Raw genomic sequence first — 23,353 nt, 5'->3', positions numbered from 1 at the left:
CCCGCCTCATGGCTTCCTGCTTCACAGCCCGCCGCCAACGGGCAACGGACTCCTCCGCCGCACCGCACGGTCTCACGCAAGCTCCACAGGCATTCCGGCCGACAGCCCATCGGTCCGTACCGCACACACACGCACCAGCCGCCGTCCTACGCGGCCACCACCACCTCACCCGGCAACTCCGACGCCCTGATCACCGAAGGCACCGCCCGCCCCGGCGGCAACGCCGACGCCACCAGCCAGTACAGCCGCATCCCCTCGTCCCGCAGGTTCACCGCCGCGTTCACATCACGGTCATGCACCGCACCACAGCCGGCGCACACCCACTCCCGCACCGACACGTCCAGCTTCGGACCCTTCTCGTGGCAGTGCGAACAACGCCGCGTCGACGGAAAGAACCGGTCCACGACCACAAGCGTCCGCCCGTACCACGCGCACTTGTAACGGAGCTGCCGCAGCAACTCACCCCACGACGCATCCTTGATCGAATCGTTGAGCCGTGCCTTGCGCCGCCGCCCCTTCCCCTTCGCCGCGGCCATCAGGGTCATGACGGACAGCTCCTCCACCACGAGCACTTGGTTCTCGCGCACGAGGCGGGTGGTGAGCTGATCCAACATGTCCCGGCGCACATCCCCCATCAGGACGTACAACCGCGCGATCTTCTGCCGTGCCTTCGCCCGGTTCCGCGAACCCGGCTTCTTACGATGCAACTCCCGCTGCAGACCGCTCAGTTCAGCCGCGTACTTCCGCAACAACCGCGGATGATCCACCTTCGTACCGTCGTCGAGCGTCACCAGCGACGCCAGACCGAGATCGATCCCCACCGCCCGCGGCTCCCGGGACCCCGCGACGAACACCGCAGGCAACGAGTCGACCACCTCCTCCACCAGAAACGCCACGAAGAACCGACCCGCCCGATCCCGCTCCACCGTCAACCGGACCGGCAACAACCCCGACGGCAACGGCCGCGACCACCGCACCTCCAGCGGTTCACTCTGCAACGCCAGCTTCACCGCACCCGTCCCCGGCCGCCCCGGATCCTCCCGCCACGTGAAACCGGTCCGCACGTACACCGCCGTATCCAGCGACCGCCCCTTCTTCTTTCGCCTCGGATACTTCGACGAACCACCGAAGAACCCCTGGAACGCCGCCTGCAAGTGCCGCAGCGGCTGCTGCAACACCGTCGACGACACCTCCTTCAGCCACGACGTCCCCTCCGCGCGCCGCCACCCGGTCAGCGCCCGGCAGGTCTCCGCGAACCCCACCGACACACGATGCTCACGCCACGCCTTCTCCCGCAGCGCCAGACCCTCGTTGTAGACCCAGCGACACGCGCCGAACGTCTTCGCCAACTGCTCGGCCTGGGCCTCTGTCGGATAGAAGCGGTAGCGATACACCCGCTCCCGGGTCCCCTCGTCCTTCACGCGGCGCTTCACGGGACCGGCGGAGCGACTACGCGGCCTGCTGCTGTCGGCGATACCAAGCGCCTCGCGCTTGACGCGCTTGGCCTCGGCGCCGGTCAGCGAGCGCGGCTTCTCCGCCGGAGTGTCCATGAGCCCCCGCCCAATCGTGCAGTCCGATATTCGGAACAGCATGTCTGTCCGTTCAACGAACGGGTGCACGGGTGGTCACGCACCAATTTCGATCGATCGGGCGCGCGAGAAGTTCTTGGCCTGCGGTAAGGGGGACTGTGTAAGGTGGGGGAGATTCCGTGCGCGGCAGTGTGGCGCGCGGTGCCGCCTTAGCTCAGTCCGGGAGAGCGGCGCACTTGTAATGCGTAGGTCGTCGGTTCGATTCCGACAGGCGGCTCTGTAAAAGCCCAGGTCACACTCCGTGTGGCCTGGGCTTTTCGCTGTCCGGGGGCCGGGTCAGTGGCGGCCCGTGATGCGGTCCGCGATGCGGGCCAGGCGGGAGGAGGTCGTCGAGGGGGTGGTGCGTTCGCGGTGGTCGGCTGCCGCGTAGGTGGCGTAGAGGCCGTGGACGCCGAGCCAGCGGAAGGGTTCGGGCTCCCAGTTGCGGACCTTGTGGTTGACCCAGGGGAGCGTGGTGAGGTCGGTGGGGCCGCTCTGGCCGGAGTCCTGCTGGACGAGGTCGCGCAGGGTGCGGGCGGCGAGGTTGGAGGTGGCGACGCCCGAGCCGACGTAGCCGCCGGCCCAGCCGAGGCCGGTGGAGCGGTCGAGGGTGACCGTGGCGCACCAGTCGCGCGGGACGCCGAGGACGCCGGACCAGGCGTGGGCGACGGGGACGCCGGTGAGCTGGGGGAAGAGGCGGGTCAGCAGGGTGGTGAGGGCGTCGATGGTCGCGGGCTGGGTGCGGCCGTCGTTGTCGGTGCGCGAGCCGTAGCGGTAGGGGATGCCGCGGCCGCCGAGGGCGATGCGGTCGTCGGCGGTGCGCTGGGCGTACATGTAGGCGTGGGCCATGTCGCCGAGGGTCTCGCGGCCTTCCCAGCCGAGGGAGTCCCACTGGGCCGGGGTGAGCGGCACGGTCGCGATCATCGAGGAGTTCATGGGGAGCCAGGTGCGGCGGCGGCCCTTGAGCGAGGCGGTGAAGCCCTCGGTGCAGCGCAGGATATAGGGGGCGCGGACGGTGCCGTAGGGGGTGCGGGCGTGCTTGGGCTCGATGGCGGTGACCGGGGTGGATTCGTGGATCGTGACGCCGAGGGCCTCATCGCGTGCTGGAGGCGGACGGCGGCGTCGTGGCCGTGCAGCGCGGCGTAGCGGTCGCGGCCGGCGATGCCGTTGTAGAGCCAGCCGCCGTTGCGGCCGGAGGCGCCGTAGCCGCAGAACTTCTGTTCCAGGACGGTGATCCGCAGGAAGGGTGCGGCTTTTTTGAGGTAGTACGCGGTCCACAGGCCGGTGTAGCCGCCGCCGACGATGACGACGTCGGCGCTGGCGTCGCCGGGGAGGGGTTCGCGGGCGTCGGGGAGGCCGTCGTCCGCGTACCAGAACGATATGCCGCCGTTGACGGTGGCGTGTGCGCCGCTGCCGGTGCTGTTCGCGCTGCTCATGGCGGTGGAGGTTACTGTGCGGGCCGCGTTCGCGGCAGGGGTGCGCGGCGGCCGGGGCACAGCGGGTAGCAGGCGAGGCCGATCAGCAGGGCGGTGAAGTGGCCGAGGTCGGTGAAGGTGCGGCTGGTGGCGAGCGGGCTGCCGAAGAGGGTGAGGACGACGGCGAGGTACACGTAGCGCCAGGGGGGCGGCAGCCGGTAGGTGAGGATGCCGATGGTGCCGGCGAGGGCGTAACTGACGCCGATGTCGAGGGTGTTGACGGCGCTGGCCGGGGCGTGGCCGGTGCTGATCGCCCACAGCAGGGCGCCTTCGCTGATGAGGGTGGCCAGTACGTGGGCGGCGGCGACGACGACGAGCCAGCGGAGGGTGCCGAGCCAGTGTTCGGCGTGGGCGTGCAGGACGGTGTAGAGGAGGGCGTAGGGCCACCAGGGGCCGTCGGTCCACAGGGCGGAGGAGACGAGGACGCGTACGGGGTGGGTGGACAGCTCGTGCAGGTTGGTGGAGCGCTGCCGGAGGAACTCCTGCTCGAAGTGCGGGTCCATGCGGTGCAGGGCGACGGTGGTGATGAAGAGCGCGAGCAGCCAGGTGTACGTGCCGGGGGCGCGGCGCAGGTACGACCCGGCGGACGTGCGCAGGCGGCGGAGGAAAGGGCGCATGGTCGATTCAGGCACGTGGGTAGGGTCGGTGGGGTGATCGACATTCCGCGGGGGCTTGCCGAGTCGCTGGACGCGTATGCGGGGGAGGCGGGCCGGGCGTTCGTGGCGGCGTTGCCGGCACGGGTCGAGGAGTTCGTGGAGCGGTGGGGGCTGCGGGTCGAGGGCCCGCCGATGCACGGTGTGGCGGCGCTGGTGCTGCCGGTGGTGCGGCGGGCGGGCGGGGTGCGCGCGGCGGTGAAGTTCCAGGTCCGCGACGAGGAGACGGCGGGGGAGCCGGTGGCGTTGCGGGCGTGGGACGGGCGGGGCGCGGTGCGGCTGCTCGACCATGACGCGGAGACGGGCACGATGCTGCTGGAGCGGCTCGACGAGCGGCGGATGCTGAGTTCGGTGGCGGATCCGCGGGAGGGTGTGCTGGTGATCGCGGAGTTGCTGGCGCGGCTGACGGCGGGGGCGGCGCCGGAGGGGATGCGGACGCTGTCCGGTATCGCGGCGCGGATGCTGGCGGACGTGCCCGGGGCGCTGGTGAGGATCGGCGATCCGTGGCGGCGGGGGATCGTGGCGTCGTGCGCTGCGGCGGTGCGGGAGGTGGCGGGGGAGGCCGGGGACCGGCTGTTGCACTGGGATCTGCACTTCGAGAACGTGCTGGCCGGGGCGCGTGAGCCGTGGCTCGCCATCGATCCGAAGCCGCTGGCCGGGGACCCGGGGTTCGAGCTGTGGCCCGCGCTCGACAACCGGTTCGACGCGCAGGACGTGGTGTGGCGGTTCGAGGCGATGACCGGGGTGCTCGGCCTGGACCGGGAGCGGGCCCGGGCGTGGACGCTGGGGCGGGTGCTGCAGAACGCGCTGTGGGACGTGGCGGACGGCCGGCCCCTGGCGGACGACGGGATGGAGATCGCGCGGCGGCTGCTGGGGTGGAGCGGCGCGGGGCGGGTGGTTACCCTGCGCGCATGATCCGTACTGCGACACCGGCCGATGTGCCCGTCATCCACGCCATGGTGCGTGAACTCGCCGAGTACGAGCACTGCCTGGAGGAGGTCCGGGCCACCGAGGAGCAGTTGCGCGAGGCGTTGTTCGGGGAGCGGCCCGCGGCGTTCGCGCACCTCGCGGAGGATCCGGGCAGCGGGGAGCCGGTGGGGCTCGCGCTGTGGTTCCTGAACTTCTCGACGTGGCGCGGGGTGCACGGGATCTACCTGGAGGACCTGTATGTACGTCCGCACGCGCGGGGCGGTGGTCACGGGAAGGCGCTGCTGACCGAGCTGGCGCGGATCTGCGTGGAGCGCGGGTACGACCGGCTGGAGTGGGCCGTGCTGAACTGGAACGAGCCGTCGATCCAGTTCTATCGCTCTCTCGGGGCCCGGCCGCAGGACGAGTGGAGCGTGTACCGGCTTGCGGGGGAGGCGCTGGGGCGGCTCGGGGCGTGAGCGGGGGCGGGGGGCGGGGAGTGCCGGTGCGGGGTGTGTCAGTGGCGGCGGGCAGCATGGGGGGATGGCGGACAGGAACGGTGCGGCGGTACGGGTGAAGCAGGCGCGGCGGCCGGAGGTGCGGCTGCCTCCGCTGGTGCCCTGGGAGGAGGGGGGCCGGCTGGAGCCGGACGGGGACTACGACGGGGTGGAGTTCGGTGGGGCGGATCTCGCGGGGCAGGAGGGGCACGGGGCGCGGTTCATGGACTGCGCGGTCCGGGGCTGTGGCCTCGACGGTACGCAGTTGCGCCGGGCGCGGGTGCTGGACTCGGTGCTGAGCGGGGTCCGCGGGGTCGGTACGGACCTGGCGGAGGCGACGCTGCGGGACGTGGAGGTGGTGGACGCGCGGCTCGGCGGGGTGCAGTTGCACGGTGCCGTCCTGGAGCGGGTGGTGTTCCGCGGCGGGAAGATCGACTACCTGAATCTGCGCACGGCGCGGCTGAAGGATGTCGTCTTCGACGGCTGTGTGCTGGTGGAGCCGGACTTCGGGGGCGCGCGCCTGGAGCGGGTGGAGTTCCCGGGGTGCGTGCTCAGGGGCGCGGACGTGACGGGCGCGGTGCTCGCCGACGTGGATCTGCGGGGCGCCGCCGAGCTGGGGATCGCGCGGGGCGTGGACCGGCTCGGCGGGGCGGTGATCTCGCCGCCGCAGCTGTTCGACCTGGCTCCGGCGCTGGCGGCGCAGTTGGGGGTGCGGGTGGTGGGGTGAGCGGGGGTTGAGGGGGGTGCGGGGGGTGCGGGGGGGGGTGCGGGTTCCGGGTGGCGGGGGCCCGGGAGGGTCAGCGGTTGTCGGAGACGCGGGGGAAGCGGGCCTGGAGGTCCCAGATCACCGGGTTCTCCGCGAGGTCCTCGTGCATGTCGGCGAGGTCGGCGATCAGGTCGTGGAGGAAGTCGCGGGCCTCGCGGCGCAGTTCGGTGTGGGAGAAGGTCAGCGCGGGCTCGTCGCCCGCCATCCAGTCCGCCTCGACGTCGACCCAGCCGAAGCGGCGCTCGAACAGCATGCGGTCGCTGGACTCGGTGAAGTCCAGCTCCGCGTACTGGGGGGTGGCGCTGCGGCTGCCGCGCGGGTCGCGGTCGAGCCGCTCGACGATGTCGCACAGGGCCCAGGCGAAGTCCAGGACGGGGACCCATCCCCAGGCTGTGGACAGTTCCCGGTCGGCCTTGGTGTCGGCCAGGTAGACGTCGCCGCAGAACAGGTCGTGGCGGAGCGCGTGGACGTCCGCGCGGCGGTAGTCCGTCTGCGGGGAGTCAGGGAAGCGGCGGGAGAGGGCGTAGCCGATGTCGAGCACGTAGGGATGGTGTCACGGGGCGGGCGGGGTGTGCCCGGGGGCGTCAGGGGAGCAGGCGCTGCTCCTTGGCGAGGGCGACCGCGCCCGCCCGGGTGTCCACGCCGAGCTTGTCGTAGATCCGGCCGAGGTGGGTCTTGACCGTGGCCTCGCTGATGAACAGGGCCTTGGCGATCTCCCGGTTGCCCAGGCCGCGGGCGAGCTGCGCCAGGATGTCCCGCTCGCGGTCGGTGAGCGTGGGGCGCGGCGTGCGCATGTTGGCCATGACGCGGCTGGCGACGGGGGCGGAGAGGGTCGTACGGCCCTGGGCGGCGGCGTGGATCGCGGCGAACAGCTCCTCGGGGCGTTCCGCTTTGAGCAGGTACCCGGTGGCGCCCGCCTCGATGGCGCGGGTGATGTCGGCGTCGGTGTCGTACGTCGTCAGGACGAGGACGTGCGGGTGGGTGGCGCCGGGCGCGGAGGTGAGGCGGCGGGTCGTCTCGACGCCGTCGATGCCCGGGCCCAGCTGGAGGTCCATCAGGACCACGTCCGGGGTGAGGCGGGCCGCCAGGGCGAGGGCCTCCTCGCCGGTGCCCGCCTCGCCCACCACCTCGATGCCGGGGGCGCTGCCCAGGAGGGCGAGGAGGCCGGCCCGGACCACCGCGTGGTCGTCGCAGAGCAGGGTGCGTACCGGGCGGTCGGGCGGGGTGGTGGGTTCGGGCATCTCCGGGGGCTTTCTGTGGGGTGTGGGTGGGGCCGGCCGGGTGGTTGCCCGCGCCCCTGAGCGGCTCGCGTCCCTGCGGCCGGTCACCGGGGGGTCAGGGGGATGGCCGCTGAGAGGACCGTGCCGTCGGTGGGGTCGGACTCGATGGTGAGGGTGCCGCCCAGCTGGTGGACGCGGGCCCGGATCGCGGGGAGGCCGTGGCCGCGTACCCCGGCGGGGGTGTCCGGCAGCGTCGCCGGGTCGAAGCCGTGGCCGTCGTCGGCGACGTCCAGGACGACCTGGTCGTCGAGGAGCGTGAGCGTCAGCGCGGCCCGTGCCGCCCCGGAGTGCTCCCGTACGTTGGCCAGCGCGCCCTGCGCGATCCGCAGCAGGGCCGACTGGATCCGGTCGGGCAGCGGCGGCGCGGCCGGGGCGCCGCTTGCCGCGTCGACGTGGACGCGGACCGTGAGCCGTTCGCCGGACTCCCGCGCGGCGACGGCCCGCAGTCCCTCCTCCAGGCCGTGGGCGAGGTCGGCGGGGGCGAGGTCGTGCACGAAGCGGCGGGCCTCGGTGAGGTTGTGCTCGGCGACGGACTCCGCGGTCCGTACGTGGGCGCGGGCCCTGCCGGGGTCGGACTCCCAGACCCGGCCGGCCGCCTGGAGCAGCATCTGCTGGCTGGACAGGCCCTGCGCGAGGGTGTCGTGGATCTCCATGGAGAGGCGCTGCCGCTCGGCGAGGGTGCCTTCGCGGCGCTCGGCGGCGGCGAGTTCGCGCCGGGTGCGGATCAGGTCGTCGATGAGGGCGCGCTGGCGTACGCCCTGGCGCTGCATCTGGAGGAAGACGGCGGTGGCGATCACCACGACCGCGGGCGGGCCGAGCACCAGGTCCGGGTCCCAGCGCCCGGCGAGCCGCAGCTGTGCGGCGATCACCAGGCCGGTCAGCAGCGTCACCAGGACGAGCGCGGCGCGGGTCGGCAGGGTCCGCAGACCCGTGTAGAAGAGCGGCACCGCGCACCAGGCGAAGCTGGGGGCGAGCGCGACGAGCACCACCCAGACCACGACCACGGTGGTCAGCCAGATCCGCCGGCGCGCCGTGGACCGTTCCGCGGTGCCGCCGCCGCGCCCGCTGCTCCTGATGCCTTCGATGCCTCCGATGCCCCGGGTGAGTCCGGTGCCGTACGCGAGTGCCAGTACGGCGCTGAGGCCGATGATCCATGGGGTGCGCTCGCCGCCGGGGTGGCGCAGCAGGAAGCGGGCGAGGGCGACGGCCAGCAGCAGGAAGAACGCGGCGTGCATCACGGTGGCCAGTCGGCGGGTGTCCGCTTCGTAGCTGTCGTCGATCCGGTCGACGGGTGTCCGCCGCTGCGTGTCGGGCACGGCACCTGCACCTCCTCCACGCCCCTGGCGACCTGGCCGGTCCGGCCCGTGCGGTGGCTCCGGGCCGGGCACACCCTTCCATTGTCGGGGGGCCGTGCGCCCGCGGGGTCAACCGATCGGATGACGCCGGCGTCGGCCGCTCGGCCGCGCGTGAGCAGCCGGTTCGTCGACGGGTGGGAGGTCGTGGCGGGCCCAGGCTGGAGAGCGGAAGGAACGCCGGTCCGGTTCGGGCCGGCCGGTAGCGGATCGGCCTGGTCCGGTCACCACCCCACCCGCTCTCCCGAGGAGTCACCATGAAGAAGCTCTCCCGCCGCTCCACCGTGCTCACCAGTGGCGCCGTGCTCGCCGCCGTCGCCGCGGGTACGTTCGGGACGGTTGCCGCCAGTGCGTCGGCGCCGGCCGCGCCCGCCGCCTCTTCTGCCGGTGCCGGTGCCGCCGCCTCTGCCAAGGGTGGCAGCACCATGACGACCACCCACCTGACGCTGGCGTCCGCCACCAAGGCCGCCGAGGCCGCGCTGGACGCCGCGAAGAAGGAGAACCAGAAGGTCTCCGTCGCCGTCGTCGACCGTGACGGCAACACGATCCTGACGATGCGCGGGGACGGTGCGGGGCCGCAGGCCTACGAGGCGGCCGAGAAGAAGGCGTTCACCGCCGTCTCCTGGAACGCGCCCACCTCTGAGCTGGCCAAGCGGCTGGAGAAGGCGCCGACGCTGAAGGACATCCCGGGCACGCTGTTCCTCGGTGGCGGGGCGCCCGTCGCGTCCAAGGGGGCGCCCATCGCGGGGGTCGGGGTCGCGGGTACGCCCTCGGGGGAGCTGGATGAGAAGTTCGCCCAGGCGGGGGTTGCGGCTGTCCGTTAGGGCCCGGTGGTGAGTTCGGCCGGGGTCCGGCGTGCCCGGTGGTGAGTTCGGCCGGGTCCGGCGTGCCCGGTGGTGAGTTCGGCCGGGGTCCGGCGTGCCCAGCGGTGAGTTCGGCCGGGGTCCGGCGCGCCGACGCGGGGCTCTGCCCCGGACCCCGCTCCTCAAGCGCCGGAGGGGCTGAATTCTGGCCCGCTTCTCAAGGCCGGAGGGGTTGGATCGGGGCCGAAATTGTTGGAGATTCGAATGGAGCCGTCCCTTATGCGTGATCCCGCCGCCCGTGCCCTCCTCGACGCCGCTGCCGTCGGTGACGCCGACTCCGTGCGGGGTGCGCTCGCGGCCGGCGCGGGTACCGAGTGCCGCGACGCGCAGCAGCGCACCCCCCTCCTGCTCGCGGCCCTGAACGACCACGTCGCCGCCGCCGGGGCCCTCGTCGCGGCCGGTGCCGATCCCGACGCGCAGGACGCGCGCGACGACAGCCCCTGGCTGGTCACGGGGGTCACCGGCAGCGTCGCCATGATGCGGGCCCTGTTGCCCGCCCGGCCTGATCTGAAGGTGACCAACCGGTTCGGCGGCATCGCTCTCATCCCGGCCTGCGAGCGCGGCCACGTCGATTACGTACGCGCCCTGCTGCGCGAGACCGACATCGACGTCGACCACGTCAACCGGCTGGGCTGGACCGCCCTGTTGGAGGCCGTCATCCTCGGTGACGGCGGCCGCCCGCACCAGGAGATCGTGGAGCTGCTGATCACGGCGGGCGCCACGCCCGGCCTGCCGGACGGCGACGGCGTCACCGCCCTGGAGCACGCCGAGCGGCGCGGGTTCACCGAGATCGCCGGTCTGCTGCGGGCCGTACGGTGAGGCGCCCGCGACGCCTCGTGTCGGGCGCGGGCATCGCCCTGGGGCTGGTGCTCTCCGGGTGCGCCGCGCAGAGCGAGGACGTCCCGTCGCGGGCAGCCGACAGTCCGGGCGCGCAGGCCTCGGCCGGGGCCGGGCCCCGGGAGACGGCCCCGGGCCGGACCGCGACCGGCGGAGGCGCTCCCCGCGGGACGACGCCCGACGGAACGCTCCTCGTCACCGACTCCGGCTCCGACACGGTCACCTTCGTCGACCCCGGCACGGGCCCGTTCGACTCGGTGGAGGTCGGCACCGCGCCGTACGGTCTCGCCGTCGGCGACGACGGCCGGGCCTGGGTCGCGACGGCCGAGGGCATCGCGGTCGTCGACACCGGCAGCCGCACGCGGACCGCGCTGATCCGTTACGAGACGCCGAATCTCGGCGCGCCCGCGCACGGCGAGTACCGCGGCGGCGGCATGGGCATCGCCCTCGCCCCCGACGGCGCACACGTCTACGTAGGCGTCAACGTCCCCGGTGCGAAGGGGACGTTGGAGGCCGTCGACACCCGCACCCTCAAGGTCACCGGCACCGCGGACGTCGGCCGCCGCCCCTTCGACGTGGACGTCTCCCGGGACGGCCGGCAGGTGTACGCCACCGGGCACGACTCGTTCGACGTCACCGTCGTCGACCCCGCCCGCCTCGGTGCCACCCGCCGTATCGAGGTGGCGCCGTACGGGACCGAGGGCGGCCTCGGCTCCTGGCTGAAGCCGCACTACGCGGCCGTCCGCCCCGCCGACGGGAAGCTCCTGTTCCCCTTCGAGGGCGAGAAGCTGGTGGTCGTCGACCCGGACACCGGGCGCTCGACGGTCCGCCGGATGACGGCAGACACGCACCAGCACGGTGTCGCGGTCGCCGCCGACGGCACCTTGTTCGTCGTCGGCACGGGCCCCATCGACCCGGACCGGGACGAGGGCCCCTCGCTGACCGTCCGTGCGCCCGGCGGGTCGGAACGGGTGATCCCGCTCGACGGTCCGCACGAGGACGTCACCGTCTCCGCCGACGGCCGCACGGCCTACGTCACCGGGGGCTTCACCCGCGACGGCTACTGGAACGGGCTCACCGTCGTCGACCTCGACAGCGGTACGACACACCGGCTCACGGCGGGCGAACGGCCGTTGGGCATCGCCGTGCTGAAGCGGCGGCCGACCGGCTGACCGCTCGGCTGACCGCCTCCGGGCACGACCGGCCGGGCGCGGGGCGTCCGGCCGACCGGGTGCGGGGCGTAAGGCCGACCGTCCCCGGGGCTTCGGCCAGCTGTCCCCGGGAACTCCGGCCGGCCGATCGCGGGGGCTCCGACCGGCTGACCGCCTCGGGGGGGCGTCCGCCCGGCTGTCCCCGGCGGCTCCGGCCGGCCATCCGCGGGGGTACCGGTCGGCCGATCCCGGGCGTGACCGGTCCACCAGCCGTGGGGGCGACCCGGAATGGCCTCGCGGCCCACTGGCTGACGGGCCCCCGGGGCCGACCGCCGGCCGATCGACACCAGCGCCGGCCGGCCGCGGCCCCGGGCACGACCGGCCGGCCGGTTACGGGCCCACGGGTCGGCCGTTCCCGGGGACGGCCGGCCGCGTGGCCCCGGGGCGCCCCGCGCTCGGCCCCTAGGATCGAGCGGTGCGTACCCCCCGCCCCCTCCTCGCCGTCCTGCTCCCGCTCCTCGCCGTGGCCGGATGTTCCGGTGGGGTGCACGGCACTCCGGGGGCCGCCGGGGTGCGGGATCCGTACTTCGGGCGGCTGGGCAACGGCGGGTACGACGTCCGGCACTACGCCCTCGACCTCGCCTACGACCCGGCCACCCATCACCTCTCCGGCACGGCCACCCTCACCGCGAGGGCGACGCAGGACCTCAGCGCCTTCGACCTCGACCTCAAGGGGATGACGGTCCAGGGGATCACCGTCGACGGGGAGCGCGCCGCGGGCAGCCGCGCCGGGCAGGAGCTGCGGGTGCGGCCGCACGGCGAACTCGCCGAGGGCAGCACGTTCCGCACCACCGTCCGCTACTCCGGCGAGCCCGTCACGATCACCGACCCGGACGGTTCACGGGAGGGCTGGCTGCGCACCCCCGACGGCGCGCTCGGCCTCGGCGAACCCACCGGCTCCATGGCGTGGTTCCCCGGCAACCACCACCCCTCCGACAAGGCGACGTACGCCATCAGGGTCACGGTCCCGCGGGGCGTCCAGGCCGTCTCCAACGGGGACCCGGCCGGCGCGGAGCCGTCCGCCGACGGGCGCCGCACCACCTACACCTGGCGCGTCGCACAGCCCATGGCGAGCTATCTGGCGACCGTCGCCGTCGGGAGGTTCCAGCGGAAGGACACCCGGACCGCCTCCGGCCTGCCCCTGCACACGGCGGTCGACCCGGCGGAGGCGAAGGCGAGCGCCAAGGTCCTCGGCCGCCTGCCCGAGGTGCTCGACTGGGGGACGGAGACGTTCGGCCCCTACCCGTTCACGTCCGCCGGGGCGATCGTCGCCCGGGACGGGGCCGCGGAGTACGCCCTGGAGACGCAGAACCGGCCCGTCTTCCCCGGCGCACCCGATCTGCCCACCCTCGTCCACGAGGTGGCGCACCAGTGGTACGGCGACTCGGTCACCCCGGCCTCCTGGCGGGACATGTGGCTCAACGAGGGGTTCGCCACGTACGCGGAATGGCTGTGGGCCGAGGAGCACGGCGGTGCCACGGCCGCCGCGACCTTCGAGGGGCTCTGCGCCCGTCCGGGGGGCGACGGCGTCTGGGCCTTCCCGCCCGCCGTCCCGCCCTCCGCCGCGCAGCTGTCGGACCCGCCCGTCTACCAGCGGGGCGCGATGGTGCTGCACCAGGTGCGCCGGACGGTCGGCGACCGCGCGTTCCGCGCGCTGCTGCGCGGCTGGCCCGCGGCGCACAAGTACGGCGTCGCGGACACCGGCGACTTCACGGCGTACGTCGAACGGGAGAACCCGGGCAAGGCGCGGGCGCTCGCGCACGTCTGGGACGTGTGGCTGCGCGGGTCGGGCAAGCCGGCCCGGGCGTGCGGGAGTTAATGCGTTGCGCCGGGCGCGGGCGGGGTCGCAGGATGCCGGCATGACCTCGTCCGCGTACACCTCGCGCCCGCTGTCCGCCCCGGCCCGTGCGGCCCGGCGACAGCAGCGGACCCTCCCGGGGCGGAGGCCGATCCCGCCCGTCGCATGAGCGGGGCGGTGGTCGCGGGGGTGCTCGCGGGGTACGGCATCGCCGTCCCGGTCGGCGCCGTCGGGGCCTACCTGGTCTCCCTGTCGGCCCGGTCGGGCTGGCGGACCGGTGCCTCCGGCGGGCTCGGCGTCGCCACGGCGGACGGGCTCTACGCGCTGACCGCCGTCGCGGGCGGCGCGGCGCTCGCCCCGCTGATCCGGGCCGTGCGGACGCCGCTGAGCTGGGGCGCGGCGGCGGTGCTGCTGGTCCTCGCCGTGCACGGTGCCGTCCGGGCGGTGCGCGGGCGGCACGTCGACGTCCCGCCGGGGCCGCGGCTCGCGCCGTCCCGTGCCTACGTGGGGCTGCTGGGACTGACGCTGCTCAATCCGATGACCGTCCTGTACTTCGCCGCGCTCGTCCTCGGCGGCGGCAGCGCGGCGGACGGTGTCGCCGCGCGGGCGGCCTTCACCCTGGCGGCCTTCGCCGCGTCCGCCAGCTGGCAACTGCTCCTCGCGGGCGGCGGCGCACTCCTGGGCCGCGTCCTGACCGGCCCGCGGGGGCGGCTCGCGACGGGGCTGGTGTCGAGCGTGCTGGTCGGGGGGCTGGGGGTGCGGTTGGTGGTGGGGGCGTAGCGGGCGGGGCGGGTCCCTTGTGGGTGCCCCGGCGACCCGGTGCGGGGCGGGCGGTGTGGCACCGGGCACACCTGTCCGGTGCCGGGCGGTTCGGTGCCGGGCGGTTCGGTGCCGGGCGGTTCGGTGCCGGGCGGTCCGGTGCCGGGCGGTGCGGTGCCGGGCGGTTCGCTGCCGGGCGGTGCGCAGGGCGGTGGGACCGGCCACGGTGACAGGGACGGGCCCCGGCACGCCCTGTTCGGCGCGTGCGGGGCCCGTCCTGTCAGGTCCGGTCGATCCGGGTGACTGCGGTCGGCGCCGGGCTCAGACGTTGACGCCGAAGTCCTGCGCGATGCCGGTGAGGCCCGAGGCGTAGCCCTGGCCGACGGCGCGGAACTTCCACTCCGCCCCGTTCCGGTACAGCTCGCCGAAGACCATCGCCGTCTCGGTGGCGGCGTCCTCGGAGAGGTCGTAGCGGGCGATCTCGGTGCCGCCGGTCTGGTTCACGATGCGGATGTACGCGTTGCGGACCTGGCCGAAGTTCTGCGAGCGGGTCTCCGCGTCGTAGATCGAGACCGGGAAGACGATCTTGTCGACGTCGGCCGGGAGAGCCGACAGGTTCACGTTGATCGCCTCGTCGTCGCCGGCGCCCTCGCCCGACCGGTTGTCCCCGGTGTGGACGATGGACTGGTCCGGCGTCGCCTTGTTGTTGAAGAAGACGAAGTGGCCGTCCGAGTAGACCTTGCCCTGCGTGTTCACCGCGATCGCGGAGGCGTCGAGGTCGAAGTCGGTGCCGGTGGTGGTGCGGACGTCCCAGCCGAGGCCCACGGTGACGGCCGTCAGGCCCGGAGCCTCCTTGGTGAGCGAGACGTTGCCACCCTTGGACAGGCTTACAGCCATTGCTGGAGTCCTTCCCTCGTTACGTTCGTACCCGGCGTACATGCGTAGCCGAAGCTACTCGTACCCGTATGAACGCGGAGCGGGTACCGGAGGTTCCAGCTCTCTTTACTTTCTTTACCCGTGGGAAAACCGGGTGACGTGGCGGCGCGGGCACGCGACCATGGAGGCATGTCCGGTCCCTATCCCATCCGCGGTTCGGTCGTCCTTCCGGAGGCCGAGCTCCAGTGGCGTTTCTCGCGGTCGTCCGGGCCGGGCGGGCAGCACGTGAACACCAGTGACACGCAGGTGGAGCTGCGGTTCGACCTGGCGGCCACGGCGGCGCTGCCCGAGGTGTGGAAGGCGCGGGCCCTGGAGCGGCTGGCGTCCCGGCTCGTCGACGGGGTCGTCTCCGTGCGGGCCTCGGAGCACCGTTCGCAGTGGCGTAACCGTGAGACGGCGGCGGTGCGGCTTGCCGCGCTGCTGGCGGAGGCGTCCGCGCCGCCGCCGAAGGTTCGGCGGCCCACGCGGAAGTCTCGGGGGGTCAATGAGCGGCGGTTGCGGGAGAAGAAGGCTCGGTCCGAGACGAAGCGGGGGCGGGCCGGGCGGGACTGGTAGGCGGTCACGGGGGTGCCGCCTATCAGTCCCTGCCCGACCATGACCCGGCGCGGCTCCAGGCGCAGTTCCCCGCGCCCCTGAAAGGCGGTTTTTCGTCTGCGGGCCCGGTGGGGGCTGGTCGCGCAGTTCCCCGCGCCCCTGAGATGCGCACTTCGTGCGCTCCGGTTTTCGTCTGCGGGCCCGGTGGGGGCTGGTCGCGCAGTTCCCCGCGCCCCTGAGGTGCGCACTGCGTGCGCCCCTGTTTTTCGGCTGCGGGCCGGTGGGGGCTGGTCGCGCCGTTCCCCGCGCCCCCAAGATGCGCACTTCGTGCGCTCCGGTTTGTCTGCGGCGCCGTCGTGGCTGGTCGCGCCGTTCCCCGCGCCCCTGAAAGGCGCACTGCGTGCGCCATCTCAGGGGCCCACCAGCCCCCCGGGGGACCCAGCGGCAAAGCCACAACCCCCTCAGGGGCGCGGGGAACTGCGCGAGAAGCCCCACCGGCCGGCAGCCGACGAACTGCCTTTGAGGGGCGCGGGGAACTGCGCGAGCAACCACGACGGCGCGTCAGCCGAAGAACCGCCCTTTGAGGGGCGCGGGGAACTGCGCGAGCAACCACGACGGCGCGTCAGCCGAAGAACCGCCCTTTGAGGGGCGCGGGGAACTGCGCGAGCAGGCCCCACCGGCCCGCAGTCGAGGAAACTGCCTGTTAAGGGGCGCGGGGAACTGCGCGAACTGACCCCGCCGGGCCCCCTGGGGGCAGATCGTTCCTCGCCGCCCCCCGGGACAGGTCAGCCGAGTTGGCGGTAGCGGCCGCGGAAATAGGTGAGGGGGCCGCCCTCCGCGCTGGGGAGCGCCGCACTCAGGACCCGCCCGATCACCAGCGTGTGGTCCCCCGCCGGCACCAGCTGCTCCGTACGGCACTCCAGCGTGGCGAGCGCCCCACCCACCAGAGGCGCCCCGGTATGGGCCCCCCGGACGTACGGGATGTCCTCGAAGAGGAGCCGGTCGCTGAGGCGGCCCTTCATCGCGAAGCGGCCCGCGATGTGCTTCTGCGACTCCGAAAGAAGCGAGACGCCCCACAGGGGCTGGTCGTCGAGGAGGTCGTCCATCCGGGAGCCGTTGCGGATCGAGACCAGGACGAGCGGGGGGTCGAGCGAGACGGACATGAAGGCCGTCGCCGTCATGCCCGCGTCCTCCCCGGCGGGCCCGTCGGGGTCGAGCGGGGCCTCGTACGCGGTCAGCAGGACGACACCCGCGGCGAGGCGGGACAGGGCGGCGCGGAACTCGTCGGTGCTCACCCCCTCAGCATGCCCGGAGCCGTCACCGGCGGCCGGTATGGGGGAAGCGGAGGAAGAGGGAGGAGAGGGGGAAGGGGCGGCGGGCTTGGCGGGGGAGGTGTTCAGCACAGCTGAGACGCTAGCCTTACCCGCGCCCGCCCCACATCGGACCGATGACCGAGTCCGGTCCTAGGACCGACGGACCGAGCCGGACCGAGCCGGACCGAGCCGGGCCAGCGGGACCCGCCGGGCAAGGGGCCCGGGGTCCACGGACCAGGCCACCCGGCGGACGCCGAGTTCTCACTGCGCAAACAGTTACCGTTGCCCCACCCTCGTCCCCCAACCCACCCACGCCACCTGTGACTTGAGTCACAGGAGCCAGATTTTGTTGACCCTGTGTACCGGGTGGGCAGCTCGCTGTGATTCAGTGGCGTTGATACTGCGAGATGAACGTGCTCCTGCACGTGCGCGTAGAGAGCCGATCAGAATTCTGGAGTGCTGTCGAGGTCTCGGGGAGAACTGAGCATGGAGACCGAGTCGGAGCCCTACGTCCGTCTTGCGACCCTGCATCAGCTGCACCAGGTGATGGCGGACATGAACACCGCCCGCAGCCTGGCCGACACCCTGCAGACGGTCGCCGACGGCGTGGTCAACGGGCTCGGTTACGAGCTGGCCTGCGTCAACCTCGTGCGCCCCGACGGCGACCTGGTCGTCGCCGCCTTCGCCGGGAACAGCGCCGCGGAGGCCCTCATCACCGGCCGCGTCGGCTCCCGCGACTCCTGGGACCGCCGCCTGGCCATGGGCGAGGCCTGGGGCGAGCTGCGCTTCATCCCGTACACCGAGGGCTGGGTCCTCGACGAGGACGACGTGCCGCAGTGGTTCACCGACGGCCCCCCGCCCCGGTTCGACGACGAGTGGCACCCCTCCGACCGCCTCTTCGCCCCGATGTACGCGACGGGCGGCGCCGGCGGCGAACTGCTCGGCGTGATCTCCGTCGACCGCCCGCGCAACGGCCGCAGGCCCGGCGCCTGGGGCCGCGAGGCGCTCCAGATGTACGCCTTCCAGGCCGCCATCGCGATCAGCAACGCGCGCCTGCGGGCCAACATGCAGCGCGCCCTGGTCCGGCTCGAACGCGAGCAGCAGGCCCTGCGCGCCAGCGAGGAGAGCTTCCGCCAGGCCTTCGAGTACGCGCCCTCCGGGATGGCCGTCGCCGAGATGGGCGGTGACCAGCACGGACGCATCCTGCGGACCAATGACGCGCTGTGCCGCCTGCTGGGCCGCCAGGCCTCCGCGATGCGCCGCTACTCCTTCTCCGACCTCGTGCACCCGGAGGACATAGGCACCCTGCTGCGCACCTCGGCCGAGGGCGGCCGGGCGGAGCTGCGGCTGGCGCGGCGCGACAACACGTACGTCTGGGTCAGTCTGCGCAACTCGGTGGTCGCCGACGCCGCCGACGGGCCCCGCTTCCTGCTCACGCACGTCGAGGACATCGAGGAGCGCAAGCGCCGCGAGCTGCAGCTCGCCCACCGCGCCTCGCACGACTCCCTCACCGGCCTGCCGAACTCCGCGGAGCTGCGGGCCCGGCTCTCCGCCCGGCTGTGCCGCCGGCCGCAGGAGACCAGCAGGCCGAGCGCGGTCGACTCGCTCGACGCGGCCTACGGGGACCACGGCGGTCAGGGCGGACAGCTCGCCGCCGCGGCCGGCGGGCACGGCTTCGACTACGACGCGCCGCTGCCGGCGCCCGCCCGCTCCGGCCTCTACGACGGGTTCGAGGGGTACGACGGGTTCGACCACCATGTGCACGTCATCGCCCCGGAGGGCCCCGAGGGCGAGCCGGTGGGGGCCGACGACGGCACCAAGGGGCTGGCCGTCCTCTTCTGCGACCTCGACGGCTTCAAGTCGATCAACGACCGGTTCGGGCACAACGCGGGCGACGCGGTGCTCATCGAGGTGGCGCGCCGGCTGACCAGCGGGGTGCGCGACGGGGACACGGTGGCCCGGCTCGGCGGGGACGAGTTCGTGGTCCTGGCCGACGGTCTGGGCCGCGCGGACGCCGAGGACCTCGCCGTCCGGTTGCGGAACGCCATCATTCCGCCGATCCGTGTCGATGGCCGGGCGGTGCGCGTGGGGGCCAGTTTCGGCATCGGCTGGGCCCACTGCGGGATGACCGCGGAGGACGTGCTGCGCTCCGCTGACCAGCGGATGTACGTGGAGAAAAGATCACGTGCCAAGCAGCACCGGCGGGCCGGCTGACCGGAGGGGAGCGCCGTGTTCCCGGGTGTCGGTGAGGTCAAGGCCACGTCGTCGGGGCGCGCGCAGCGGGTACGCTCGCCCCGGTAAGCAAACGCGTAGGGAGTGATCAGGGATGGCGCCCGGCAACAACGGCGCGAGCACCACGCCCGAGGACGACGATCCGTTCGGCTATCTGTACGCCGACGGACAGGCGGCCGGGGCGACCCCGCCAAGCGGCGGGGGTGGCGGCTACGGCTACCCGAATCCCCGCTCCTCGTACCACCACGTCCGCACGGTCGGTGAACGCCAGTACGGCGGCCAGCAGCAGCCCACTTACGGCCAGCAGGCCCCGTACGGGCAGCAGCAGGTCCCGCAGCAGCAGCAGACGGCCGCGTACAACCAGCCGAACGCCCACTACCAGGCGCCCGAGACGCTGCCCGGTGGCGGCGCCCCGACGCAGCCGGGCCCGCCGCAGCCCGCGCGCGGCGGTGGCGGCCGGGGCCGCGGGCCGAACACGAAGGCGCTGCTGATCGGCGCGGTCGCCGTGGTGGCGGCCGTCGTGATCGGCATCGGCGTCGCCATGATGAGCGCCGACTCGGGCGACGACAAGGGCGAGGCCGGCGGCAAGCCGACGGCCGGCTCGCAGACGGTGGAGCCCAGCGCGACGCCGTCCAAGTCCGCCTCGGCCGAGCCGGTCGACCTGCCGAAGACCGACGCCAAGGCGCTGAAGCTGGACGGCGGCACCACCACGGCCTCCGACGTCAAGGGCGCGAAGGCGACCGGCGGGGTGTACGTGGCGGGCTTCAGCCAGGTCGGCGCCAGCGTCACCTGGACGGTCAACGACATCCCGAAGGACGGCGCGTACCGGCTGTACGTGAACTACGGGGTGCCCGGCAAGGACTCCGACGCCACGATCAACGTGAACGGCACGAAGCAGACCCGGCCGCTGAACATGGAGAACTTCGCCCACGCCAAGGAAGGCGACTGGGCGAACGGCTGGACGAACACCTGGGCCCTCGTCCAGCTCACCAAGGGGACGAACGCGATCACGGTCTCCTGCGAGCAGGGCAACACCTGCGACGCCAACCTCGACCAGATGTGGCTGGCCAAGGACCAGTAGGGACGACCGGGACGGATCAGGCCGCGTCGGCCTGGTCCGTCACCCGCACCTCGCCGACGAGCCGCTCGTACGTCGCCCGGTCGAACTCGCCCGCCACCGGGGCCACCACCGTCGCCGCCGACAGGGCGACCGCCCGGGCCAGCCGCTCGGGCCACGTCAGCTTCTCCACGTAACCGCAGAGCAGGCCCGCGACGGCGGAGTCGCCGGCGCCCGTCGGGTTGCCGTCGAGGCGGGCGGGGGGCGGGGCCTGCCAGGTGCCGTCCGGGGTGAGGGCCCGCAGGCCCTGCGCGCCGAGCGAGGCGACGACGGCGTGCGCGCCGCGACGGCGGGCGTCCTTCATCGCCACCGACGGCTCGTGGGAGCCGGTGAGTTCGGCCAGCTCGTCCGCGTTCGGCTTCACGATGTCGGGGCGGGCCGCGATGCCGCGGCGCAGCGGTTCGCCGCTGGTGTCGAGCAGGACCGGGACCTCGGCGGTGCGCGCCGCCCGGATCAGGGTCGCGTAGGCGCCGACCGGGACGCCCGGCGGCAGGCTGCCGCACAGGGCCACCGCGGACGCGGAGCCGAGCAGCCGCTCGTAGGCCTCCTGGAAGGCGGCCCACTCGGCGGGGGAGACCAGCGGGCCCGGTTCGTTCAGCTGGGTGGTGTCGCCGGTGGAGGCGTCGACCACCGCGACGGTGCGGCGGGTCGCACCGGAGACGGGGACCAGCGCGTCGTGCAGCCGCTCGGCGCCCCGCAGCCCGTCCTGGAGCATGCGGCCCGTGGCGCCGCCCGCGAAGCCGGTGACCGTCACCTCGTGGCCGAGGGCGGCGAGCACCCGGGCCACGTTCAGGCCCTTGCCGCCCGGGCGCTCGGTGACGGCGCTGACGCGGTGCGAGGCGTGCGGACGCAGTGCCTCGACCCGGTAGGTGATGTCGAGCGCGGTGTTCATGGTGACCGTGAGGATCACAGGACCTCGCCCCCCGATAAATGACGCGTACGTGCGGTGACGCTTTTCGGCTACGGGGGCCGATCATGCCAAAGTCACGGCGGTTGGCCCAGCCGTGGGGCCGACCGCCGTGCTGTTCACGCCAGGTGCGGCTCGACGATCCACTCGCCCTTGCGCATGACACCGGTCAGTTCGAACTGCGCGTCCAGGACCACGAGATCGGCGTCCTTGCCGGGCTCCAGGGAGCCCACCGTGTCGTCGATGCCGAGGAGCCGGGCCGGATTGGCCGAGATCGCCCGGACGATGTCCTCGACGGGGAGCCGGTCGACGGTGGCGGCGCGCTTGAACGCCCGGTCCAGGGTGAGCGTCGAGCCCGCGATGGAGCCGCCCTCGACCAGCCGCGCCACGCTGTCCTTCACCTCGACCTCCATCGGGCCGAGCATGTAGCGGCCGTCGCCGAAGCCGGCCGCGTCCATCGCGTCGGTGATGAACGCGACGCGCTCACCGCCCTTGTGGTGGAAGGCCAGTTGGAGGGCGGCGGGGTGCAGGTGCGTGCCGTCGTCGATCAGCTCGACGGTGATCCGCTCGTCCTCCAGGAGCGCCGCGATCGGGCCGGGCGCGCGGTGGCCGAGCGGCGGCATCGCGTTGAACAGGTGCGTGGCGACGGTGGCGCCCGCGTCGATGGCCTCGACCGTCTGCTCGTACGTCGCGTCGGTGTGGCCGATCGCGGCGATCACGCCCAGTTCGGCGAGGAGGCGTACGGAGTCCAGGCCGCCGGGCAGTTCGGTGGCGAGGGTGACCATCTTGGCCTTGCCGCGCGCGGCGTCGACCAGCTTGCGCACCTCGGCCGGGTCGGGGTCGCGCAGCAGCGTCTCGTCGTGGGCGCCCTTGCGGCACGGCGAGATGAAGGGGCCCTCGAAGTGGATGCCCGCGATCTCGCCCTGCTCGGCCAGCTCGGAGAGCAGGCCCGCGCGCTGCACGAGGAAGTCGCTCTCGCCGGTCACGAACGAGGTGACGACCGTCGTGGTGCCGTGCAGCCGGTGGGTGTGGACGCCCTGGAGGATCTCCTCGACGGTCCCGGAGGTGAAGGAGGCGCCGCCGCCGCCGTGGTTGTGCATGTCGACGAAGCCGGGCACCACCCAGTGGCCGGAGAGGTCGAGGGCGGGCGTGTCCGCGGGGGCGTGGCCCGCGATCCTCGTGCCGTCGACGATGACGCGTCCGTCGGTGACGGTCCCGGTGGGCAGTACCACCCGGGCGCCCGCGAGCACCTTTGCTGTGGCCATCAGGCGGTTACCTCCGCGCTGTCGGTGGATGTGTGGTCGAGCAGGTCCCAGGCGAGCAGACCCGCGCCCAGGCAGCCGGCGGTGTCGCCGAGGACGGCCGGGACGATCGTGGGGAGGGTCTGGAACGACACGCGCTCCGCGACCGCCGCCCGCAGCGGTGTGAACAAGGTTTCCCCGGCTTCGGCGAGACCGCCACCGATGATCATGGTGCGGGGGTCCAGCAGGGTGAGCGCGAGGACGAGCCCGTCGGCGAGCGCGTCCACCGCGTCCTGCCAGACGCGGGCCGCGCGCGGGTCCCCGGCGTCGACGGCGCGCGCGCAGTCCGCCGCGGTGGCCTTCTCGTCGCCGCTCGCGGCCTGCCAGGCCAGGGTGACGGCGGAGGCGGACGCGTACCGCTCCAGGCAGCCGCGCTGGCCGCAGCCGCAGGAGACCCCGCCGGGGCGCACGACGACGTGGCCGATCTCGCCGGCCGAGCCGTGGGCGCCCGGCTCGATGCGCCCGTCGATGCCGATGGCGCCCGCGATGCCGGTGCCCAGCGGCATGAACAGGAACCGGTCGGCGTCCTTGCCCGCGCCGAGCCGCCCCTCGCCGAGGCCGCCGGTGCGCACGTCGTGGCCGAGCGCGACGGGGATGGAGCCGAGCCGCTCGCTCAGCAGGGCCCGCATCGGCACGTCCCGCCAGCCGAGGTTGGCGGCGAAGACGGCGACGCCGGCCGCCTCGTCGACGACGCCCGGCACGGCGACCCCGGCGGCGACCGCGGGCCCGCCGAAGTGCGCCTCGCCGTGGGCGCGCAGCTCGGCGGCGAAGCCGAGTATCGTCTCGACGACCGCGTCGGGGCCGCGCTCGCGCAACGTCGCCCGGCGCGCCTGGTGCAGCAGCGTGCCGTCCGCCGCGACCAGGGCGGCCTTCATCCCGGTGCCGCCCACGTCCAGGGCGATGACATGTTCCACGGGGCACAGTGTCGCGCGAACACCCTTGAGAGGTCTAGTCCATTCACCGGGATCTTGACCGGGACCGCCCTGTTGCCGGACCGAGATCCGGGTGGTGTAGACCTTAGGGTTCGGGCCTGGGGACCCCCGGGGGA

Annotated in this window: 21 protein-coding genes, 1 tRNA gene and 1 pseudogene; 12 read left to right on the top strand and 11 right to left on the bottom strand. The window is 73.6% G+C overall.

The genetic code is table 11. The features are described 5' to 3' along the window. Positions 1 to 146: 146 nt before the first annotated feature. Complete coding sequence (locus ACIBW6_RS07045; RefSeq protein WP_399057452.1) at positions 147 to 1,550, bottom strand: RNA-guided endonuclease InsQ/TnpB family protein; 1,404 nt, start codon at positions 1,548 to 1,550, stop codon at positions 147 to 149. A gap of 182 nt (positions 1,551 to 1,732) precedes the next feature. On the opposite strand from ACIBW6_RS07045, the gene ACIBW6_RS07040 reads away from it, so the two are divergent. Next, a tRNA-Thr gene (locus ACIBW6_RS07040) sits at positions 1,733 to 1,806 on the top strand. 59 nt (positions 1,807 to 1,865) lie between these two features. Here ACIBW6_RS07040 and ACIBW6_RS07035 read toward each other — a convergent pair. Together ACIBW6_RS07035 and ACIBW6_RS07030 are read right to left on the bottom strand one after the other, a co-directional pair. Beyond that, a pseudogene (locus ACIBW6_RS07035) lies at positions 1,866 to 3,004 on the bottom strand (NAD(P)/FAD-dependent oxidoreductase). Between the two features lie 11 nt (positions 3,005 to 3,015). Continuing rightward, a complete protein-coding gene (locus ACIBW6_RS07030) occupies positions 3,016 to 3,660 on the bottom strand; it encodes a rhomboid-like protein (protein WP_399057731.1) in 645 nt (214 codons plus the stop codon). 33 nt (positions 3,661 to 3,693) lie between these two features. On the opposite strand from ACIBW6_RS07030, the gene ACIBW6_RS07025 reads away from it, so the two are divergent. The 3 genes from ACIBW6_RS07025 (at position 3,694) to ACIBW6_RS07015 (ending at position 5,826) form a co-directional block, all read left to right on the top strand. Further along, positions 3,694 to 4,611 carry an aminoglycoside phosphotransferase family protein gene (locus ACIBW6_RS07025; protein ID WP_399057450.1) on the top strand — a complete coding sequence of 306 codons (918 nt, stop codon included), beginning with the start codon at positions 3,694 to 3,696 and terminating at the stop codon, positions 4,609 to 4,611. After that, positions 4,608 to 5,081: a GNAT family N-acetyltransferase gene (locus ACIBW6_RS07020; RefSeq protein WP_399057448.1), complete on the top strand. Its 474-nt coding sequence runs from the start codon at positions 4,608 to 4,610 to the stop codon at positions 5,079 to 5,081. Before ACIBW6_RS07025 ends, ACIBW6_RS07020 begins: the two co-directional genes overlap by 4 nt. Before the next feature lie 64 nt (positions 5,082 to 5,145). Then, positions 5,146 to 5,826 carry a pentapeptide repeat-containing protein gene (locus ACIBW6_RS07015; RefSeq protein ID WP_399057446.1) on the top strand — a complete coding sequence of 227 codons (681 nt, stop codon included), beginning with the start codon at positions 5,146 to 5,148 and terminating at the stop codon, positions 5,824 to 5,826. A 70-nt stretch (positions 5,827 to 5,896) separates the two neighbouring features. On the opposite strand, the gene ACIBW6_RS07010 is transcribed toward ACIBW6_RS07015, so the two are convergent. The 3 genes from ACIBW6_RS07010 to ACIBW6_RS07000 form a co-directional block, all read right to left on the bottom strand. Next, complete coding sequence (locus tag ACIBW6_RS07010; protein WP_399057444.1) at positions 5,897 to 6,406, bottom strand: hypothetical protein; 510 nt, start codon at positions 6,404 to 6,406, stop codon at positions 5,897 to 5,899. 43 nt (positions 6,407 to 6,449) lie between these two features. Beyond that, on the bottom strand, positions 6,450 to 7,106 hold the full coding sequence (locus ACIBW6_RS07005; protein WP_399057442.1) for a response regulator: 657 nt from the start codon (positions 7,104 to 7,106) through the stop codon (positions 6,450 to 6,452). An 83-nt stretch (positions 7,107 to 7,189) separates the two neighbouring features. After that, on the bottom strand, positions 7,190 to 8,380 hold the full coding sequence (locus tag ACIBW6_RS07000; protein ID WP_399057729.1) for a sensor histidine kinase: 1,191 nt from the start codon (positions 8,378 to 8,380) through the stop codon (positions 7,190 to 7,192). A gap of 374 nt (positions 8,381 to 8,754) precedes the next feature. Between ACIBW6_RS07000 and ACIBW6_RS06995 the strand changes: the two genes are divergently transcribed. The 5 genes from ACIBW6_RS06995 (at position 8,755) to ACIBW6_RS06975 (ending at position 13,986) form a co-directional block, all read left to right on the top strand. After that, on the top strand, positions 8,755 to 9,321 hold the full coding sequence (locus tag ACIBW6_RS06995; RefSeq protein WP_399057440.1) for a heme-binding protein: 567 nt from the start codon (positions 8,755 to 8,757) through the stop codon (positions 9,319 to 9,321). A gap of 258 nt (positions 9,322 to 9,579) precedes the next feature. Continuing rightward, positions 9,580 to 10,179, top strand: a complete 600-nt coding sequence (locus ACIBW6_RS06990; RefSeq protein WP_399057438.1) for an ankyrin repeat domain-containing protein — start codon at positions 9,580 to 9,582, stop codon at positions 10,177 to 10,179. Next, on the top strand, positions 10,176 to 11,369 hold the full coding sequence (locus tag ACIBW6_RS06985; RefSeq protein WP_399057436.1) for a hypothetical protein: 1,194 nt from the start codon (positions 10,176 to 10,178) through the stop codon (positions 11,367 to 11,369). Before ACIBW6_RS06990 ends, ACIBW6_RS06985 begins: the two co-directional genes overlap by 4 nt. Positions 11,370 to 11,823: 454 nt before the next feature. Beyond that, positions 11,824 to 13,227, top strand: a complete 1,404-nt coding sequence (locus tag ACIBW6_RS06980) for a M1 family metallopeptidase (protein WP_399057434.1) — start codon at positions 11,824 to 11,826, stop codon at positions 13,225 to 13,227. 144 nt (positions 13,228 to 13,371) lie between these two features. Then, entirely contained in the window at positions 13,372 to 13,986 is a 615-nt protein-coding gene (locus tag ACIBW6_RS06975; RefSeq protein WP_399057432.1) for a LysE family transporter, read from the top strand. 300 nt (positions 13,987 to 14,286) lie between these two features. Here the strand turns inward: ACIBW6_RS06975 and ACIBW6_RS06970 are convergent, their stop codons facing one another. Further along, positions 14,287 to 14,862, bottom strand: a complete 576-nt coding sequence (locus tag ACIBW6_RS06970) for a TerD family protein (protein ID WP_399057430.1) — start codon at positions 14,860 to 14,862, stop codon at positions 14,287 to 14,289. 168 nt (positions 14,863 to 15,030) lie between these two features. Here ACIBW6_RS06970 and arfB point away from each other — a divergent pair, with 168 nt between their 5' ends. Beyond that, a complete protein-coding gene (gene arfB / locus ACIBW6_RS06965) occupies positions 15,031 to 15,456 on the top strand; it encodes an alternative ribosome rescue aminoacyl-tRNA hydrolase ArfB (RefSeq protein WP_399057428.1) in 426 nt (141 codons plus the stop codon). 764 nt (positions 15,457 to 16,220) lie between these two features. Here the strand turns inward: arfB and ACIBW6_RS06960 are convergent. Further along, complete coding sequence (locus ACIBW6_RS06960) at positions 16,221 to 16,838, bottom strand: flavin reductase family protein (RefSeq protein WP_399057426.1); 618 nt, start codon at positions 16,836 to 16,838, stop codon at positions 16,221 to 16,223. 396 nt (positions 16,839 to 17,234) lie between these two features. On the opposite strand from ACIBW6_RS06960, the gene cdgB reads away from it, so the two are divergent. Next, entirely contained in the window at positions 17,235 to 18,962 is a 1,728-nt protein-coding gene (gene cdgB / locus ACIBW6_RS06955) for a diguanylate cyclase CdgB (protein ID WP_399057424.1), read from the top strand. Between the two features lie 112 nt (positions 18,963 to 19,074). Next, positions 19,075 to 20,061: a carbohydrate-binding protein gene (locus ACIBW6_RS06950; protein WP_399057422.1), complete on the top strand. Its 987-nt coding sequence runs from the start codon at positions 19,075 to 19,077 to the stop codon at positions 20,059 to 20,061. 16 nt (positions 20,062 to 20,077) lie between these two features. Here the strand turns inward: ACIBW6_RS06950 and ACIBW6_RS06945 are convergent, their stop codons facing one another. From ACIBW6_RS06945 to ACIBW6_RS06935, 3 genes are all read right to left on the bottom strand, one after another. Further along, positions 20,078 to 21,007: a 1-phosphofructokinase family hexose kinase gene (locus ACIBW6_RS06945; protein ID WP_399057420.1), complete on the bottom strand. Its 930-nt coding sequence runs from the start codon at positions 21,005 to 21,007 to the stop codon at positions 20,078 to 20,080. Between the two features lie 116 nt (positions 21,008 to 21,123). After that, positions 21,124 to 22,269 (bottom strand): N-acetylglucosamine-6-phosphate deacetylase, encoded by a 1,146-nt coding sequence (gene nagA, locus ACIBW6_RS06940; protein ID WP_399057418.1) that lies wholly within the window; start codon positions 22,267 to 22,269, stop codon positions 21,124 to 21,126. Beyond that, the gene (locus tag ACIBW6_RS06935; RefSeq protein WP_399057416.1) at positions 22,269 to 23,219 is read right to left on the bottom strand and encodes an ROK family protein; all 951 of its coding nucleotides are present in this window, start codon (positions 23,217 to 23,219) and stop codon (positions 22,269 to 22,271) included. The genes nagA and ACIBW6_RS06935 overlap by 1 nt, the downstream gene beginning before the upstream one ends. Positions 23,220 to 23,353: the final 134 nt, after the last annotated feature.

The organism is Streptomyces sp. NPDC049813, assembly GCF_044465085.1.
Lineage (GTDB): Bacteria > Actinomycetota > Actinomycetes > Streptomycetales > Streptomycetaceae > Streptomyces.
The sequence above is the reverse complement of the archived record's forward strand: the minus strand, read 5'-3'. Positions and strand labels throughout refer to the sequence as shown.

Excerpts from the sequence above, each read along its gene's own strand:
- ACIBW6_RS07045 (WP_399057452.1), bottom strand. The coding sequence starts at position 1,550 with ATGGACACTCCGGCGGAGAAGCCGCGCTCGCTGACCGGCGCCGAGGCC.
- ACIBW6_RS07030 (WP_399057731.1), bottom strand. The coding sequence starts at position 3,660 with ATGCGCCCTTTCCTCCGCCGCCTGCGCACGTCCGCCGGGTCGTACCTG.
- ACIBW6_RS07020 (WP_399057448.1), top strand. The coding sequence starts at position 4,608 with ATGATCCGTACTGCGACACCGGCCGATGTGCCCGTCATCCACGCCATG.
- ACIBW6_RS07015 (WP_399057446.1), top strand. The coding sequence starts at position 5,146 with ATGGCGGACAGGAACGGTGCGGCGGTACGGGTGAAGCAGGCGCGGCGG.
- ACIBW6_RS07005 (WP_399057442.1), bottom strand. The coding sequence starts at position 7,106 with ATGCCCGAACCCACCACCCCGCCCGACCGCCCGGTACGCACCCTGCTC.
- ACIBW6_RS07000 (WP_399057729.1), bottom strand. The coding sequence starts at position 8,380 with ATGCACGCCGCGTTCTTCCTGCTGCTGGCCGTCGCCCTCGCCCGCTTC.
- ACIBW6_RS06995 (WP_399057440.1), top strand. The coding sequence starts at position 8,755 with ATGAAGAAGCTCTCCCGCCGCTCCACCGTGCTCACCAGTGGCGCCGTG.
- ACIBW6_RS06990 (WP_399057438.1), top strand. The coding sequence starts at position 9,580 with ATGCGTGATCCCGCCGCCCGTGCCCTCCTCGACGCCGCTGCCGTCGGT.
- ACIBW6_RS06975 (WP_399057432.1), top strand. The coding sequence starts at position 13,372 with ATGAGCGGGGCGGTGGTCGCGGGGGTGCTCGCGGGGTACGGCATCGCC.
- ACIBW6_RS06970 (WP_399057430.1), bottom strand. The coding sequence starts at position 14,862 with ATGGCTGTAAGCCTGTCCAAGGGTGGCAACGTCTCGCTCACCAAGGAG.
- arfB (WP_399057428.1), top strand. The coding sequence starts at position 15,031 with ATGTCCGGTCCCTATCCCATCCGCGGTTCGGTCGTCCTTCCGGAGGCC.
- cdgB (WP_399057424.1), top strand. The coding sequence starts at position 17,235 with ATGGAGACCGAGTCGGAGCCCTACGTCCGTCTTGCGACCCTGCATCAG.
- ACIBW6_RS06950 (WP_399057422.1), top strand. The coding sequence starts at position 19,075 with ATGGCGCCCGGCAACAACGGCGCGAGCACCACGCCCGAGGACGACGAT.
- nagA (WP_399057418.1), bottom strand. The coding sequence starts at position 22,269 with ATGGCCACAGCAAAGGTGCTCGCGGGCGCCCGGGTGGTACTGCCCACC.